Genomic DNA, 15452 nt, shown 5'->3' with positions numbered 1-15452 from the left:
CGCGGACGTCGTCGTCGGACAGGACGACGATCTCGTTGGCGATGATGCGGATACGTTCCAGGGAGTGATCACCGTCCAGGAACGCCGCAGTCACCGTCGGGAGCGTCGACAGCAGAAAGCTCAACGTCATCCACGCCGTCGCTTGCGGCACCGACACTCCGAGAGCGGTGGATACCTTGCCGGTGGCACTCTTGTCGACGGCACCGGTGGTGTGCACGTTGGTCATGTGACCCGAGAGCAGCATCTCGTCGTACACGGTGTGCCCGATCCGCGCCGCGGAGAGCACCTTCCGCGCGATCACCTGCCGTTCCTGGCGCTGCAGAGATCGAGCCAGAGCGGTGGCCGCCTCGACGGGAAGGTGATCGATCATGGCTGCGTCGTCGGCGGTCATCGACAGTTCCGGAACTTGATTGGTCTGAATCATTGTGTCGGCCATGGTGTTCACCCCCTCTGCTCCGTCGGATCAACTGAACTGAGTCAAGTGTAGCGACGACCACTGACAAAACTGATCGCCGTGGAAGCGGTTGGGGGTGAACGCTGTCCGCGTCGGGAGATCTGTGTTCAGTTGGCGGCGGGCTGGTTTGGCTGTCGGGTTGCGGAGGTCTCGACACGGTCCTGCGCTATCGCTCCGGACCGGCTCGACCAGCGGGAGGGCTACTCGGGCAGAGGGACGCACGGACCGGCTCGACCAACGGAGGGTGCGTGCGCTTGACCAGCGGGCGTTGCCCACCGCTGGCCGAGTGGGGCGGAGCTTGCGGAGCCCCGTATCGAGGCCACCATGGTGAGTGGAAGCTGTTGCTTACGTGCTGTTTTCAGCTCACGGAAGTGGTCTCGACCTCGACAAGCTCGGCCCGGCGGATACGCGACGAGCTCGCTTCGCTCGCGCGGCGCACTCGGCCAGCGGGGGAAGCTGCCGCTCGAGCAGGGTCACGCCCCGCCCGACTCCGAACCCGCCGCCACCAATCCACGCCGACGCATCAACGGACCGATCTGCGGCGTGTGGCCGATCAGGTGCTCATGCGCCACAAGTGGATCCACGCTGTCGCCGCGCGACAAGGTGGAGTCGGCGAACCGTTTGCCGTTGTCGCGCAGCAGGCCACCCTCGGCGAGGAACCACTGTTCGGTCTCGGCGTCGAGGACCTCGGACCAGATGTAGGAGTAGTAGCCGGCCGAGTAGCCGCCGCCGAAGATGTGGTTGAAGTAGGCGCTGCGGTACCGCGGTGGGATCAACTCGGTACCGACGCCGGCCTCATGTAATGCGTTGGCCTCGAACACCTCCACGTTCTCGACGGCCGCGGCCTGCTCGACGGACAGCCGGTGCCAGGCCAGGTCGAGGGCGGAGGCCGCCAGGTATTCGATGGTGCCGTGCGCGGTGTCGGCGCCGGCATTGGCGCGCGCCGCGTCCGCGAGTTCGGCCGGGATGGGCTCCCCTGTCTCATGATGGCGTGCATAGTTCGCCAACACGTCGGGATGCAGCGCCCACATCTCGTTGACCTGCGACGGGAATTCGACGAAGTCCCGCGGCACCGAGGTTCCCGACTGCGAGGGGTAGTCCACCGCCGACAGCAGCCCGTGCAGCGCGTGACCGAACTCGTGGAAGAGGGTGGTGAGCTGATCGACACTCAGGAGTGCCGGCGAATCCCCATCGGGTTTGGGCACATTGAGCACGTTGACGATGATCGGCTGGGTTGCCAGGATCGTCGACTGATCGACGATGTTGCTCATCCATGCCCCGCCCCGCTTGGACGGCCGCGCGTAATAGTCGCCGAGGAACAAGCCGATGCTCGTGCCGTGCTCATCGAAGACCTCCCAGACGCGGACGTCGGGATGGTAGGCGTGCAGATCGGGTCGTTCGGTGAAGCTCAGTCCGTAGAGTTTGCCCGCCGCGTAGAACACCCCGCGGGTGATCACGGTGTCGAGGTCGCAGTAGTCGGCGAAGGCATCGAGATCGATCTCCGACGACGACCGCCGCTGACGCGCAAGCCAATACGTGACGTCGGCGGCCCCGATCTCCGCATCGGGGTCGACCGAGCGCGCGAACTCGGTCAGGGAGGTGAGTTCGGCACCACCGGCACGCATCGCAGCCGTGATCAGCTCCCCGAGCAGATCATCCACGGCCGCCGGATTCGGTGCCGTCTGTTCGGCGATGACATACCCCGCATGATCGCGGTAGCCGAGCAACTCGGCACGCCGTGCCCGCAGGCGCACGATCTCCAGAACGGTCTCGCGCGTGTCGAAGTCATTGCCACGCGAACACCGACCGACCGATGCGTCGAACACCCGCTGCCGCGTGCCGACATCACCCAACTCGGTCAGCACCGACTGACTCGTCGGGAGTTCCAACGTCAGGAGGTAACCCGATTCGTGACCGGCGTCCGCCGCGGCACGGCGGGCCGAGGCGATCGCGCCCTTCGACATCCCCGCGAGTTCGGCGACATCGGTGACGAGGACCGCCGAATCGTTGGTGTCGTCGAGGATCTTCTGCGAGAACGTGGTGCTCAGGTACGCCAGACGCGACGAGATCTGACGCATCTCATCCTGTTCGGTCCCGTTGAGTCCGGCGCCCGCCCGCACCGCGTCGCGGTAGCGGGTATCGAGCAACCGTCGCTGTGCCTCGGTCAGGCCGAGATCGTCCGCCTTCTCGTGCAGGGATGAGATCCGTTCGAACAGTTCCGGATTCATCGCGATGGAGTTCGCATGATCGGTCAGCCGGGTCGAGAGTTCCTGCGAGATCTCGTTGCGCTTCGGGTTCGTGTCCGGGCCGACGAGATTGAAGAAGATCCCCGAGGCCCGCGCCAGGTCGCGGCCGGAGAACTCCAGCGCCTCGATGGTGTTGGCGAAGGTGGGTGCCACCGGGTTGCCGGCGATCTCGGCGATCTCGTCGAGATGCGTGGCCATCGCCTCACCGAAGGCCGGCAGAAAATCGTCGTCGGTGATCGACGCGAAGTCGGGCAATCCGTGCGGCAGATCGCTATGGGCCAGAACAGGATTGACTGCAGGTCCGGCTGAGGTCATCACTTCCCCTTCGGTTTGTCACCCATCGAGTCGGTCGACAACGCCGCAACGAAAGCCTCCTGCGGCACATCCACGCGACCGATGGTCTTCATGCGCTTCTTGCCTTCTTTTTGCTTCTCGAGCAGCTTGCGCTTACGGCTGATGTCGCCGCCGTAGCACTTGGCGAGCACGTCCTTGCGGATTGCCCGGATGTTCTCGCGCGCAATGATCTTCGAGCCGATGGCGGCCTGCACCGGCACCTCGAACTGCTGCCGCGGGATGAGTTCCTTGAGTTTGGTGGCCATCTTGTTGCCGTAGGTGAACGCCGCGTCGCGGTGCACGATGGCACTGAAGGCGTCGACCGCCTCACCCTGCAACAGGATGTCGACCTTCACCAGATCGGCCTCCTGCTCGCCGGCCTCCTCGTAGTCGAGGCTGGCGTAACCGCGGGTCCGCGATTTCAGCGAGTCGAAGAAGTCGAAGATGATCTCGGCCATCGGCATCGTGTACCGCATCTCGACGCGGGTTTCCGACAGGTAATCCATGCCGCCCAGTTCACCGCGCCGCGACTGACACAGTTCCATGATCGCGCCGATGAACTCACTCGGCGCGATGATGGTGGTCTTGACGATGGGCTCGAAGATGTTGCGGGCCTTGCCGTCCGGCCAGTCCGACGGATTGGTCACGACGTGCTCTTCGCCGTCCTCCATGACCACCCGGTAGACGACGTTGGGGGCGGTGGAGATCAGGTTCAGGTCGAACTCGCGCTCGAGGCGTTCCCGGGTGATCTCCATGTGCAGCAAACCCAGGAAACCGCAACGGAATCCGAATCCGAGCGCCACGGAGGTCTCCGGCTCGTAGGTGAGCGCGGCGTCGTTGAGTTGCAGCTTGTCCAGCGCATCACGCAGCACGGGGTAGTCCGAACCGTCCACCGGGTACAGACCCGAGTAGACCATCGGACGCGGTTCCCGGTAGCCGGTCAGCGGCTCGGTGGCACCGTGCCGGGCGGTGGTCACCGTGTCACCGACCTTGGACTGACGCACGTCCTTCACGCCGGTGATGAGGTAACCGACCTCACCGACGCCGAGTCCCTTGGACGGTTTCGGCTCCGGCGAGACGATGCCCACCTCGAGCAATTCGTGGGTGGCGCCGGTCGACATCATCGCGATCTTCTCGCGAGGCACGATCTTGCCGTCGACCACACGCACGTAGGTGACCACGCCCCGGTAGGTGTCGTAGACCGAGTCGAAGATCATCGCGCGGGCCGGGGCATCGGGATCGCCCTGCGGCGCCGGTACCTGCCGGATCACCTCGTCGAGCAGCTCCGGGACGCCCACGCCGGTCTTGCCGGACACCCGCAGCACCTCGTCGGGTTCGCACCCGATGATGTGCGCGATCTCGCCGGCGTACCGGTCGGGGTCGGCGGCGGGCAGATCGATCTTGTTAAGGACCGGGATGATGGTGAGGTCGTTCTCCATCGCCAGGTACAGATTCGCCAGGGTCTGTGCCTCGATCCCCTGGGCCGCGTCGACGAGCAGCACCGCACCCTCGCACGCCTCGAGCGCCCGGGACACCTCGTAGGTGAAGTCGACGTGGCCGGGGGTGTCGATGAGGTGCAGGACGTAGTCGTCGTCGCCGACCTTCCAGGGCAGCCGGACGTTCTGCGCCTTGATGGTGATGCCGCGTTCCCGCTCGATGTCCATCCGGTCGAGGTACTGGGCACGCATCTCGCGTTCCTCGACGACGCCGGTCAACTGCAGCATGCGATCGGCCAGCGTCGACTTGCCATGGTCGATGTGGGCGATGATGCAGAAGTTCCGGATCTGCGCGGGATCGGTGAAGGTGGTGTCGGCGAAACTGGGAATGTGGATCGGCTCCTCGTTGGCTGACGGGGGGTGACCCCGACAGCTGATGCGGTCTTCGCTCCAGTTTCTCATGACCTCGCAGGTGCCCGTCGGCGACGGTGGCGCCCGGCACGCCGCCGGTGCACACCGTCGTGACCCCACGTCGTGACTAAGTTGTCATCCATGACCGTCCAGTCCCGCTCCGCCGACGGCGTCGTCGCCGATGTGCACCGACCCGACACCGAACCGATCGGCGTCGTGATCCTCGCGCACGGCGCCGGCGGCAACCGCGACGCGAAGATCCTGCACGCCTACGCCGACGAGTTCTGCCGCCGCGGCTACGCGGTGGCACGGATCGACCTGCCGTATCGGCAACGACGGCCCAAGGGCCCACCGAGTCCGTCGACGGCCGCCGCCGACCGTGACGGCATCCAAGCGGCGATCGCACTGCTGCGCGACGAGGCCGCCGGACCGCTCATCGTCGGCGGACACTCCTATGGCGGCCGCCAGGCGTCGATGGTGATCGCCGAGGACGGCGGCGGCGCTGACCTGCTGCTCCTCAGCAGCTACCCACTGCATCCGCCCGGTAAACCCGAACGGGCCCGTACCGAGCACCTGCCCGACATCACCGTCCCGACGGTGATCGTGCACGGCTCGACCGACCCGTTCGCCACCACCGACGAGATCACCGCCGCCATGGCACTGATCGGCGCGCCGCACCGGCTCGTCGAGATCGACAAGGCCGGGCACGACCTCAAACCCGACCGCAAGCCCACCGCTCCCCTGGCCGCCGACGCGGTCGCCGACCTGCTCACCAAAGGAACCCGATGACCCCGACGCCGCAGCACCGGCCCACCGCCGACCTCGCGCGCCACGTCGTCTACGCCCCCGACCTCGACGGCGCCGCCGACCCGGGCGAGATCGTGTGGACGTGGGTGGTCTACGAGGACGACCCACATCAGGGCAAGGACCGGCCGGTCCTGGTGGTGGGCCGCACTGCCCGCGCCGACGCCGCCGACATACTGCTCGGGCTGATGTTGTCGAGCCGGGACCGCCGACGCGACGACGAGAACTGGATGGAACTCGGCAGCGGCACATGGGATGCCGAGGGCCGCGACAGTTTCGTCCGCCTCGACCGCATCATCCTCGTCGCCGAAACCGGCATCCGTCGCGAGGGCGCGATCCTCGAGCGCGCGCGCTTCGATCGCATCGCCGCCCGGCTGCGCAGCGAATACGGCTGGGCCTGAGCACGGCCGGCCCTGAGGGCCCGCGGCTCAGGCCAGTCGGGTGATCTCCACGACGACGTCGAGATCGGTGGCCTGTCCACCGGTGTAGATGCCCTTGAGCGGCGACACGTCGGAGTAGTCGCGTCCGACCCCCACCGAGACATGCTGTTCGCTGATCGGGGTGTCGTTGGTCGGGTCGTACCCCCACCAACCACCGGTCCACGCCTCGATCCACGCGTGACTCTGCCCCTCGACGGTCTTGTTGATCGCCGCATTCGGCTTCGGATGCAGGTAGCCCGAGACGTATCGCGACGGGATGCCCAGGCCACGCAGCATCAGCAGGGTCAGGTGGGCGTAGTCCTGGCACACACCCTTGCGTTCGTTCCACGCGTCGACCGCGGTGGTGTGCACGCCGGTGGTGCCCGGAACGTACTCCATCTCCTGATGGACGTACCGGCAGATCGTCTCCACCGCCTCCTCCGGATCCAGCCCCTTGGTCAGGCGCCGGGCGGTAGCCACCAACGACCGGTTGCGTGGCACATAGGCGGTGTTGGACAGCATCTCGTCGTAGCGGTCCTCGACCTCCGCGTTGCGGATGCCCTCCCAATCGCGTTTGCGGTCGTCGTCGGGGCGTTCGCCGGCCTCGGTCTCCACCACCGACATCCCCGACACCTCGAGTTCCTCGTGCGGGGCGTGCAGGTCGAAGGCGGTGACCGCCGACCCCCAGTAGTCGGTGTATCGGTAGGAGCGGGTGGCGGGCACCGTCTCGACGCGGTTGACGATGACGTTCTGCCGGTTGTCGCTGCGCGGAGTCAACCGGGCCTCGTTGTACGACGAGGTCACCGGGCTCTTGTAGGCGAAGCCCGTCGAATGCACGACCCTCAGTCGCCAGCTCACAGTTCACTCTCCTCGATGACGTGCTCTTCGCCGTCGCTCACCCGGGCATCGGCCCACGACACATATGGCGACACATGGAAGTACTGGTTGGTGACGGCCTCGTTGACCGCTCGGCAGGTGTCCTGCAGGTCGAGTAGGCGGTCCTGCAGGCCGTCGAGCAGATCGCCCGGCTCCAGGAATTCCAGCGAGCTACGTGCCCGACCCAGCAGGAGCACCGCCTCGGCCTGGGCGCCGGTGCGGCTGGGGCCCTTCTCCAGGTCGGCGAGGTTGTGTTCGGCGACCGACAGGGCATGGAACACCGACCGCGGGAACAGGCGATCGAGCAACATGAACTCGACGATGTTCTCGGCGTTGAGCACGCCTCGGTAGGTGCGCAGGAAGGTGTCGTGGGCCCCCGCCGACACCAGCACGTTGACCCACGCGGGCGAACCGGCCCGGTCACCGGCACGGGCCAGCAGCATGCGGATCGTCATGTCGACGCGTTCCACCGACCGCCCCAGCAGCAGGTATCGGTAGCCGTCGTCGTGGCTGAGGGTGGCGTCCGCCAGGCCGGCGAACATCGCGGCACGATTCTTGACGTAGCTGAGGAACTCGTGCGGACCGAGGCGCCGGGCCCGGCGCTCGGAGTCGGCGAGGCCGTTGTACGTCGTGTTGAGGCACTCCCACATCTCGCTGGAGGTGACCTCCCGGGCGCCGCGGGCATTCTCGCGGGCCGACCGGATCAGATCGACGATCGATCCGACGGCATCCTTGTTGTAGGCGACCCGCTCGGTCAGCGCCCACACGTCGAGTTCGTCGTCGATGTCGGGAACCTCGAGACCGAGGACCTGGATCACCAGGCGCACGTGTTCGTCGACATCGGCCGTGGTGTCCTCGAGCAGCTGATGAATCGCCACGTCGAGGATGCGGGCCATGTCGTCGGCTCGTTCGACGTACCGTCCGATCCAGTAGAGCGACTCGGCGTTACGCGCGAGCATCATCGGAGATCACCGCCTTGTCGGGAACGCTTCTGCGACTGGGATTGGGATTGGGACTGCGACTGGGATTGCGGGTGACCCTGCCCCGACTGCTGTTGTTGCTGCGTCTGCTGGAGCAGCGGATCCGGGGCACTCTCGGCCGGGCGTGCCGCGGCCACCCCGCTCTTGTTGACCACCTTCACCCCGGCGAGTTCACGCTCCCCCTCGGAGCTGCGCGAGGCCAGCACCCAGGTGTCCTTCGATCCACCGCCCTGGCTGGAGTTGACCACCAGCGACCCCTCCGGCAGGGCGACTCGGGTCAACCCGCCGGGCAGCACCCACACCGACTCGCCGTCGTTGACCGCGAAGGGCCGCAGATCCACGTGCCGCGGGCTGAGCTGATCGCCGGCCTTCGTCGGCACCGTCGACAACTGCACCACCGGCTGCGCGATCCAGCCGCGCGGATCGCTGCGGACCTTGCGCGCCAGGGTGTCGAGTTCGGCCTTGGTGGCGTCGGGACCGAAGACGATCCCGTATCCACCGGAACCCTCCACCGGCTTGACGACGAGTTCGTCGATGCGATCGAGGACCTCCTCGCATTCCTCGGGCAACCAGCATCGCAGGGTGTCGACGTTGGAGATGATCGGTTTCTCACCGAGGTAGTAGTCGATGATCTCGGGCACATAGGTGTAGATCAGTTTGTCGTCACCGACGCCGTTGCCGACCGCCGAGGAGATCACCACGTTGCCCGCCCGTGCGGCGTTGAGCAGGCCCGCCACGCCGAGCATCGAATCCGGACGGAACTGCATCGGGTCGAGGAAGTCGTCGTCGATGCGTCGGTAGATGACGTCGACGCGTTGCTCACCCTCGGTGGTGCGCATGTAGACCACGTTGTCGCGACAGAACAGGTCTCGGCCTTCGACGAGCTCGACGCCCATGAGCCGGGCGAGCAGCGAATGCTCGAAGTAGGCGGAGTTGGCCACACCCGGGGTGAGCACGACGATGTTGGGGTCGGCCTCGTTGAAGGCCGCCGATGCGCGCAGGGCGCGCAGCAGGTGGCCTGGGTAGTCGGCCACGGCCCGGACCCGGTGGGAGGAGAACAGGTCGGGGAAAACCCGTGCCATGGTGCGCCGGTTCTCCATGACGTAGGACACGCCCGAGGGCGATCGCAGGTTGTCCTCCAGCACCCGGAAGTCGCCGTTGGCATCGCGGATCAGGTCGATGCCGGCGACGTGGATACGAACCCCGTTGGGCGGACGGATGTTTGCGGCCTGCCGATGGAAATGTTCACACGAGTGCACCAGACGTTTGGGCAGCACACCGTCACGCAGGATCTCCTGCTCTCCGTAGATGTCGTCGAGGAACAGTTCCAGTGCCTGCACCCGCTGGGTGATCCCGGCCTCGAGTTTGGACCACTCCGATGCCGAAATCACGCGTGGCACAACATCCAACGGGAAGGGACGTTCCTTTCCCGACAGCGAGAAGGTGACGCCCTGATCGATGAAGGCGCGTCCGAGCGCGTCGATACGCGCGTCGATGTCGGCGCGTTCGGATTGCGCCATGACCTTGAAGATGCCGCGGTAGGCCGGGCGGACCTCGCCGTCGGCGTCGAACATCTCGTCAAAGGCCCGGCCGAACGACTTGGCATTCTTGTAGCCCGCAAAAATCCCTGTCGCCGTGGGATTTTCGGACACCTTGACCGATTTCGACCGACCGCCCCGCCCATTCGACGCCGACTTGGCATCCGCGGACTTCGGGGTGGAGGCCTTTCCGGCGGCAGTCTTGCGCGCCTTCTTGGCCGACGAATCAGTCGATGTAGGGCTCATGGGTGACATGTTGCCTCAGATCGCCCGACTCGGCATGGTGGTCGGGCCGCGCGTCGCGGCCACCACCACCATCACGCGTCCCGCGAAACCCTCCGCAGGCCGAGCAGGCGTCGTCGGGAGCGCCGCACGACATCCTTCGCCCGCGTGCGCAGACGCCGCGCTTCGACCGGGATCGGCATGACCTTGATCACCTCGGCCAACGTGTCCAGTGCCACATCGAGGACCTCGTCGGTGGACGGTTCGAGCGTCGCCGAGTCGACGTCACGGCTCACCCCGAGATCGGTGATGCTGCCGACCACCCGATATCCCGCCGAGGTGATCGCCGCGGTCATCGCCTGGGCCTGACTGGCCGCCCACACCCGGTGCGATGCCGAGAGTCCCTGCGCCGGCCCCCGGGGTTGAGCGCCCATGATCTGCGCGACGACGATCTTCTTGACGATGTTCTCGTAGCGCTGCCACTCGATGTCCTCGGGCTGCAGCCGCAGGTTGAGCGCGCGGACGCAATCCGCCTGCGCGGCCGACAACGACAGGTTCAGCTCGGCCACCTCAACGGTCAACGGGTCGGGATCGACGCCGAGGACACCCAGGAATCGCTCCCACAGGCCGTCACCTGCCACCCCGCGGGTGCGTGGCACCGTCACCACGTGGACCCGATCGCCGCCGACCTGCGCGGCCCATCGCGCCAGGATCGCGACGTAGTCCTGGAATTCCCAGAAGGGTTCCTCCTCGACCGCCACACCGGCGGGCAGGTCGGCGGGAGCGGGTTGCCCCGGCCCCGGCCGCGAATGCGCACGCACCGACTCGACGAACTCGGTGAACGAGGCCCGGCGCTGATTCTTCACATTCTCCTGCCACGACGACGGAAGCTGGCGGGCGAGGTCACGAACGGTGGCGATCACGTGCACCTCGTCGGCGAAGGACACGTCGTCGAGCAGGGTCGCGATCTGTGCCTCGTTGGCCGTCGAAAACAACTCGTGAGAGATCAACGACGACCCCGGCCACGCCTTCATCTGAGCGACCATCGTCGGCCAGACGTCGGCGAACGCCGGATCGACCCAGTCCAGATACCGCTCGGGCTGCAGATGAACGGCGGCGTGGAAGTGATCAGCCATCGAGTTGCCCGGATACAGCAGTCCGGACTCCCGCAGCGCGAGGTCACGGTTACGCCAGAGCCGGTTCTGCACATGGGTGGTGCCGGTCTTGGGAAGTCCTACATGGATGTATACAACTGACATGATGGGAGTCACCGTAGCGGTGATTCCCCTACGTTCACTGTGCACCGCCCCGGAGGTGCTCCCGCGACGATTTGGGTGCGCCGGTTTCCGGCTGGTAAACTCGATCGCTGTCGCAGTGTCGATCCGGACCGTCCCTGGCCACCGTATCCGACCTGCTCGGGGCTGGACCCGGACGCGGCGCGCGAGCGCAACTCCGGAACCCGCCGACGAAGACCAGACACCGAACGACCAACAACACCGAACGAACAGACGAGGTAGACACGCGTGGCAAACATCAAGTCGCAGATCAAGCGTAACCGGACCAACGAGGTCCGCCGTCAGCGCAACCAGTCGGTGCGCTCGTCGCTGCGTACCGCCATCCGCGGATTCCGCGAGGCCGTCGACGCCGGCGACAAGGACAAGGCCGGCGAGCTCCTCGCCAGCACCAGCCGCAAGCTGGACAAGGCTGCCGGCAAGGGCGTCATCCACGCCAACCAGGCCGCCAACAAGAAGTCGGCGATGGCGCTGGCTCTCAACAAGCTCTGATCCTCGACTGAGCCGACAACGGCCCGCAGCGCGCCCCAACCGAGCGGCAGCGCCGGGACGTTGACACGCACCTTCCACCCCGGTGACTCCCACGCGGTCACCGGGGTGGAGTGCGTGGTGGCGCCACGACATGTCGACGCGACGCCGAGCACTGGAGCAGGTCGGGCGACGATGCGCCGGAATTCGCCTCGCTCAGCCGGCGCGGCGCCGGCCACCCGGACGCAGCGAGGCCACCCGCGCCACGGCGTCCGTCAGTGCGAAGTCCGCGTCGGCAGCCTGACCCTTCACATCCCCGTTGAGGCCGGCCACCACGACCACCGCCGCGGCGATCGACTCCGAATCCCACGCCCGGCCCTGCGCCTGGGCGTTCTTCACGCGTTTCGGTGACATGCCGAGTTCGGCGGCCGCGGAGGCGTCGACGTTGCCCAGGGCCCGGACCCGGGCGATGGCGTGCACGGCCTCGGCGAGCGCATCGGCGAGGAGCACGCGGGGGACACCGTGATGCATCGCCCAGGCCAACGACTCCAGCGCTCCCGACCGATCCCCCGCCACGGCCCTGTCGGCCACCTCGAATCCCGTCACCTCCGGCCGGCCCTGGTAGTACAGACGCACCGAGTCCTCGTCGACCTTGCCGCCGGTGTCGGCCACCAACTGACTGCACGCCGCGGCCAGTTCTCGAAGCTGAGCCCCCACCGACTCGACGATCAATTCCACGACGTCGTTGGACACCCGCACCCCCAGGGTGCGGAACTCGTTGCGTACGAAGGCAATCCGCTCCGACGGCCACCGGGGCGCGACACATTCGTGTTCGACGGCACCGGCCTTGCGCAGATCGCCGGCCAACGCCTTGGCCCGGCCGCCGCCGGTGTGGATCACCAGCAGGGTGATGCCGTCGGGCAGAGCGCGTGCCGTCTCGGCGATCAGCGCGGCCGGTTGTTTCCCCGCCTCGGCGGCGGACTCGATCACCACGATCCGCTCGTCGGCGAACAACGACGGACTGAGCAGTTCGGCCAGCTCGGGACCGGTGACATCACCGGCCCGCACCCGGGTCACGGGCACGTCGACCCCACTCGCCGCCGAGCGTTCGGCGGCGACGGCGTCGACGACGCGGCCGGTCAGGAAATCGTCGTCGCCGGTGAGCAGATGCAGACGTTCGGTCACGGCGCCCATCGTGCCAGACCGCGCCGACACCGGGCGAGGGCTCCTCGCCCCACCGCAACGCCATGCGGTGCACCGAACCGGATGAGGACCGCCGCCACCACCGTGGCCACCCCGACCCACAGCGCGCCCATCGCACCGTCGGGCACCTCGAACACCGCCCACCGCAGCCCACCGAGGTGACGCGCGCAGCCGATCAGCCACCACATCTCCGGTGCCATCGTGCGAATCAGGAACTCCGAGACCATGATCGGCAGCCCGTCGTCGACGCCGAAGGCACCGACGACCGCCGCCGACGTGCCCACCAGCCCGATCACCGCCACCACCGGCGCCACCGCCACATTGGCCACCACCGACACCACACTCACGGTCCCCGTCAGATACGCGATCATCGGCGCGGACACGAGTTGCGCGGCGATGGCCATCGCCGCCAGCTCCGCCACCCCGGCCGGAACCCGAATTCGCCGCAGTCCGTCGCGCAATCCCGGCGCCAGCACAACCAGTCCCGCGGTCGCCACCACCGACAGCACGAATCCCGGTTCCCTGGACAACTCCGGCCACCACAACACCGCACCGATCACCGCGGCACCGAGCGCCGGCAACGCCTGCGCGCGCCGCGCCGACAGCACCGCCAGCAGGCCGACGGCGCCCATGATCGCGGCACGCAGCACGCTCGGCGACGGCCGCACCAGAATCACGAATCCGAGGATCGTCACCGCCCCCGCGACGGCGACCACCCGGGGCGAACCACCCGCGAGCCGCACGGCCACGATCACCACACCCACCACCAGCGAGAAGTTGGCGCCGGAGACGGCCGTGAGATGGAGCAGTCCGGCGGCGCGGAAGTCCTCCCGCAGATCCTCGGACACCGCGCTCTCGTCTCCGAGGACGAGCCCGGGAAACAGTCCCGACGCGTCGGGGGCCAACGCACGGGACGCGCTCTGCTGCAGACGGTTCCTGATGTGGGAAGCGGCCCGCTGCAGCGGCGGCGGACGGCCGAGGAGGTGGGGCGCTCCGACCGCGTCAAGTCGGGCCACCGACAGGGTGGCGGGGCGGGGTGGACGCACCGAGACCACCACCTGCAACCGCTGTCCGGGCACCAGCCCCACCCAGTCCTCGGTTCGTCCGGTGAGTTCGGCACTCGCCCGCCGGACCGGCCGACGGGCCAGGGTCTCGATCTCGACCCGGGCCCGGATCCGTCCCGCCGCCGCCGGACCGAACGCGGTCGGATCCTCACGCAGCGTGATCACCATCGTCGTCTTGCCGTGCACGTCGGTGACGGGGTGACGATCGGACACTTCCAACCGCAACGCGATGGCAGTCGCGGCGCTCACCGCCAGTCCCGCACAGATCACCACGGGGCCGACGAGATCCCACCGCAGGGTCCCGGACCACCACAGCCCGGCCATCACGACCCCGCCGACCGCGGCGATCACGGCCACCGTCATCGCTCCGGCCGGCGAACACGACAGGCAGAGCGCCGTCACCGCCCAGACCACCACCGCGGGCCCCACCAACCGCGCATCCGCGTCCCGCATTCACACGGTGACCAGATCGCGCAGCTTGGCCAGGCGGGCCGGACCGATTCCGTCGACCTCGCCGAGCTGATCCACCGAAGAGAATCCCCCACTGCGGCTGCGCCACTCGATGATCGCCTTGGCGGTCACCGGCCCGACACCCGGCAACGCATCCAATTCGGTTTCCGACGCCGTGTTCAGATTGACCAGCCCACCACCGGACGCCGTCGCACCCGACCCACCCGCGCCGGAGCCCGGTGCCCCGCTTGATGCGGTCCCGGAATCCGTTGCGCTCGAAGCGGTTCCCGCGCCCGACACGACAGCACTGCGCATCGTCATCCGACCTTCCGGCCCGGCATACCCGACCAGCACCTGATCGCCGTCCCGCAGCACCTGCGCCAGATTGAGCGACACGGTGTCGGCACCCGCGCGCGCACCGCCCGCGGCCGCGATCGCATCGGCCACCCGGGCCGAGGAGCGCAGCGTCACCAGTCCCGGACGGTGGACGAGCCCGACGACGCTGACCACCAGGGTGGCCGTCGGCGTCGGCGGTGCCACCACCTCCGAGGATGCCGAGGCGCCCGGTGACGCCGGCGCCGGTGCCGGCGGTGAACTCGCCCCCGGTGCCGGGAAGTCCACGGCCGGGGCCGCTTCCGATGTCCGAAGAAGTCCGAATCCTGCTGCGGCACAGGCGATGATGCCGATCAGAATGATGGCGATGGCCGCCGGGGGCGCCACCGCGAACCGCCGCGCCGGCGGATCGCCGTCCGGCTCGTCATCGTCGTCCCGCCCGTCGGGATCATCGAGGTCACCGATCCCGAAACCGGTCGGACCGGGCGACGACGACAACGGCGACGACGAACGAGGCGATCCGCCGGCCGGGGTCAGCCAGGCCGGCGTCGCCACCACGGGCCACCCGTCGCCATCACCGCCCGGGCCAGGCCCCGCGTCACCATCCACATCTTCCTCGGTGGAATCATGTTCGGGCGCAACATATTCTGGAGGAACATACTCTGGAGGCACGTACTCTGGAGGCACATGGTCGGGCTCGCCGTGGTCCGGTGCACGATAGTCCGGCACTCGGGAATCCGCATCGCCCGGATCGGGGCCGTCACCTCCCGCCGCTGCGCGGCCGACCACCTGCCGGGCGGGGACCGCGGCCAATCGATCCAGCGCGGATCGGCGTCGAGGGTTGCGGTGACCGCCATCGCCGCCCGATCGAGGGATCTGTGCCGAATCGCTCATGGCGACGACGGTAGGAGATCACCCTCGCC

The 15452-nt window shown here is 67.7% G+C and carries 12 protein-coding genes and 1 pseudogene; 3 read left to right on the top strand and 10 right to left on the bottom strand.

The window, feature by feature from the left end:
• From ABLE92_RS21035 to lepA, 3 genes and pseudogenes are all read right to left on the bottom strand, one after another.
• Positions 1 to 436, bottom strand: a pseudogene (locus ABLE92_RS21035) (hypothetical protein); the annotation flags it as partial.
• Between the two features lie 491 nt (positions 437 to 927).
• Entirely contained in the window at positions 928 to 3015 is a 2088-nt protein-coding gene (locus tag ABLE92_RS21030; protein ID WP_348806732.1) for a M3 family metallopeptidase, read from the bottom strand.
• Positions 3015 to 4931 (bottom strand): translation elongation factor 4, encoded by a 1917-nt coding sequence (gene lepA, locus ABLE92_RS21025; RefSeq protein WP_348806731.1) that lies wholly within the window; start codon positions 4929 to 4931, stop codon positions 3015 to 3017. Before lepA ends, ABLE92_RS21030 begins: the two co-directional genes overlap by 1 nt.
• A gap of 90 nt (positions 4932 to 5021) precedes the next feature.
• Between lepA and ABLE92_RS21020 the strand changes: the two genes are divergently transcribed.
• Entirely contained in the window at positions 5022 to 5669 is a 648-nt protein-coding gene (locus ABLE92_RS21020; protein WP_348806730.1) for an alpha/beta hydrolase family protein, read from the top strand.
• Positions 5666 to 6085 carry a type II toxin-antitoxin system PemK/MazF family toxin gene (locus ABLE92_RS21015; RefSeq protein WP_348806729.1) on the top strand — a complete coding sequence of 140 codons (420 nt, stop codon included), beginning with the start codon at positions 5666 to 5668 and terminating at the stop codon, positions 6083 to 6085. Before ABLE92_RS21020 ends, ABLE92_RS21015 begins: the two co-directional genes overlap by 4 nt.
• A gap of 27 nt (positions 6086 to 6112) precedes the next feature.
• Here ABLE92_RS21015 and ABLE92_RS21010 read toward each other — a convergent pair whose 3' ends face one another.
• From ABLE92_RS21010 to ABLE92_RS20995, 4 genes are all read right to left on the bottom strand, one after another.
• Entirely contained in the window at positions 6113 to 6961 is an 849-nt protein-coding gene (locus ABLE92_RS21010; protein WP_348806728.1) for a transglutaminase family protein, read from the bottom strand.
• Positions 6958 to 7941, bottom strand: a complete 984-nt coding sequence (locus ABLE92_RS21005; RefSeq protein WP_348806727.1) for an alpha-E domain-containing protein — start codon at positions 7939 to 7941, stop codon at positions 6958 to 6960. The genes ABLE92_RS21010 and ABLE92_RS21005 overlap by 4 nt, the downstream gene beginning before the upstream one ends.
• Positions 7938 to 9743, bottom strand: a complete 1806-nt coding sequence (locus ABLE92_RS21000; protein ID WP_348806726.1) for a circularly permuted type 2 ATP-grasp protein — start codon at positions 9741 to 9743, stop codon at positions 7938 to 7940. Before ABLE92_RS21000 ends, ABLE92_RS21005 begins: the two co-directional genes overlap by 4 nt.
• A 71-nt stretch (positions 9744 to 9814) precedes the next feature.
• Positions 9815 to 10978 (bottom strand): sulfotransferase family protein, encoded by a 1164-nt coding sequence (locus ABLE92_RS20995; RefSeq protein WP_348806725.1) that lies wholly within the window; start codon positions 10976 to 10978, stop codon positions 9815 to 9817.
• 264 nt (positions 10979 to 11242) lie between these two features.
• Between ABLE92_RS20995 and rpsT the strand changes: the two genes are divergently transcribed.
• Entirely contained in the window at positions 11243 to 11503 is a 261-nt protein-coding gene (gene rpsT / locus ABLE92_RS20990; RefSeq protein WP_348806724.1) for a 30S ribosomal protein S20, read from the top strand.
• A 192-nt stretch (positions 11504 to 11695) separates the two neighbouring features.
• On the opposite strand, the gene holA is transcribed toward rpsT, so the two are convergent.
• From holA to ABLE92_RS26225, 3 genes are read right to left on the bottom strand one after another with little or no spacing between them, the layout of a single operon-like run.
• On the bottom strand, positions 11696 to 12673 hold the full coding sequence (holA, locus tag ABLE92_RS20985; protein WP_348806723.1) for a DNA polymerase III subunit delta: 978 nt from the start codon (positions 12671 to 12673) through the stop codon (positions 11696 to 11698).
• Positions 12661 to 14199, bottom strand: coding sequence for a ComEC/Rec2 family competence protein (locus tag ABLE92_RS20980; protein WP_348806722.1), 1539 nt, complete (start codon positions 14197 to 14199; stop codon positions 12661 to 12663). Before ABLE92_RS20980 ends, holA begins: the two co-directional genes overlap by 13 nt.
• Positions 14200 to 15423: a ComEA family DNA-binding protein gene (locus ABLE92_RS26225; protein WP_425476118.1), complete on the bottom strand. Its 1224-nt coding sequence runs from the start codon at positions 15421 to 15423 to the stop codon at positions 14200 to 14202.
• Positions 15424 to 15452: the final 29 nt, after the last annotated feature.

The organism is Gordonia oleivorans, from assembly GCF_040044975.1.
Lineage (GTDB): Bacteria > Actinomycetota > Actinomycetes > Mycobacteriales > Mycobacteriaceae > Gordonia > Gordonia oleivorans.
Note: the sequence above shows the minus strand (reverse complement) of the source record. Positions and strands in the feature narration are given on the sequence as shown.

What these genes read in the sequence shown, in the direction of transcription:
- ABLE92_RS26225 (WP_425476118.1), bottom strand. Translation starts at nt 15,423, where the DNA reads ATGAGCGATTCGGCACAGATCCCTCGATCGGGCGGCGATGGCGGTCAC.
- ABLE92_RS20995 (WP_348806725.1), bottom strand. Translation starts at nt 10,978, where the DNA reads ATGTCAGTTGTATACATCCATGTAGGACTTCCCAAGACCGGCACCACC.
- lepA (WP_348806731.1), bottom strand. Translation starts at nt 4,931, where the DNA reads ATGAGAAACTGGAGCGAAGACCGCATCAGCTGTCGGGGTCACCCCCCG.
- ABLE92_RS21030 (WP_348806732.1), bottom strand. Translation starts at nt 3,015, where the DNA reads ATGACCTCAGCCGGACCTGCAGTCAATCCTGTTCTGGCCCATAGCGAT.
- ABLE92_RS21000 (WP_348806726.1), bottom strand. Translation starts at nt 9,743, where the DNA reads ATGAGCCCTACATCGACTGATTCGTCGGCCAAGAAGGCGCGCAAGACT.
- ABLE92_RS21005 (WP_348806727.1), bottom strand. Translation starts at nt 7,941, where the DNA reads ATGATGCTCGCGCGTAACGCCGAGTCGCTCTACTGGATCGGACGGTAC.
- ABLE92_RS20980 (WP_348806722.1), bottom strand. Translation starts at nt 14,199, where the DNA reads ATGCGGGACGCGGATGCGCGGTTGGTGGGGCCCGCGGTGGTGGTCTGG.
- ABLE92_RS21020 (WP_348806730.1), top strand. Translation starts at nt 5,022, where the DNA reads ATGACCGTCCAGTCCCGCTCCGCCGACGGCGTCGTCGCCGATGTGCAC.
- holA (WP_348806723.1), bottom strand. Translation starts at nt 12,673, where the DNA reads ATGGGCGCCGTGACCGAACGTCTGCATCTGCTCACCGGCGACGACGAT.
- ABLE92_RS21015 (WP_348806729.1), top strand. Translation starts at nt 5,666, where the DNA reads ATGACCCCGACGCCGCAGCACCGGCCCACCGCCGACCTCGCGCGCCAC.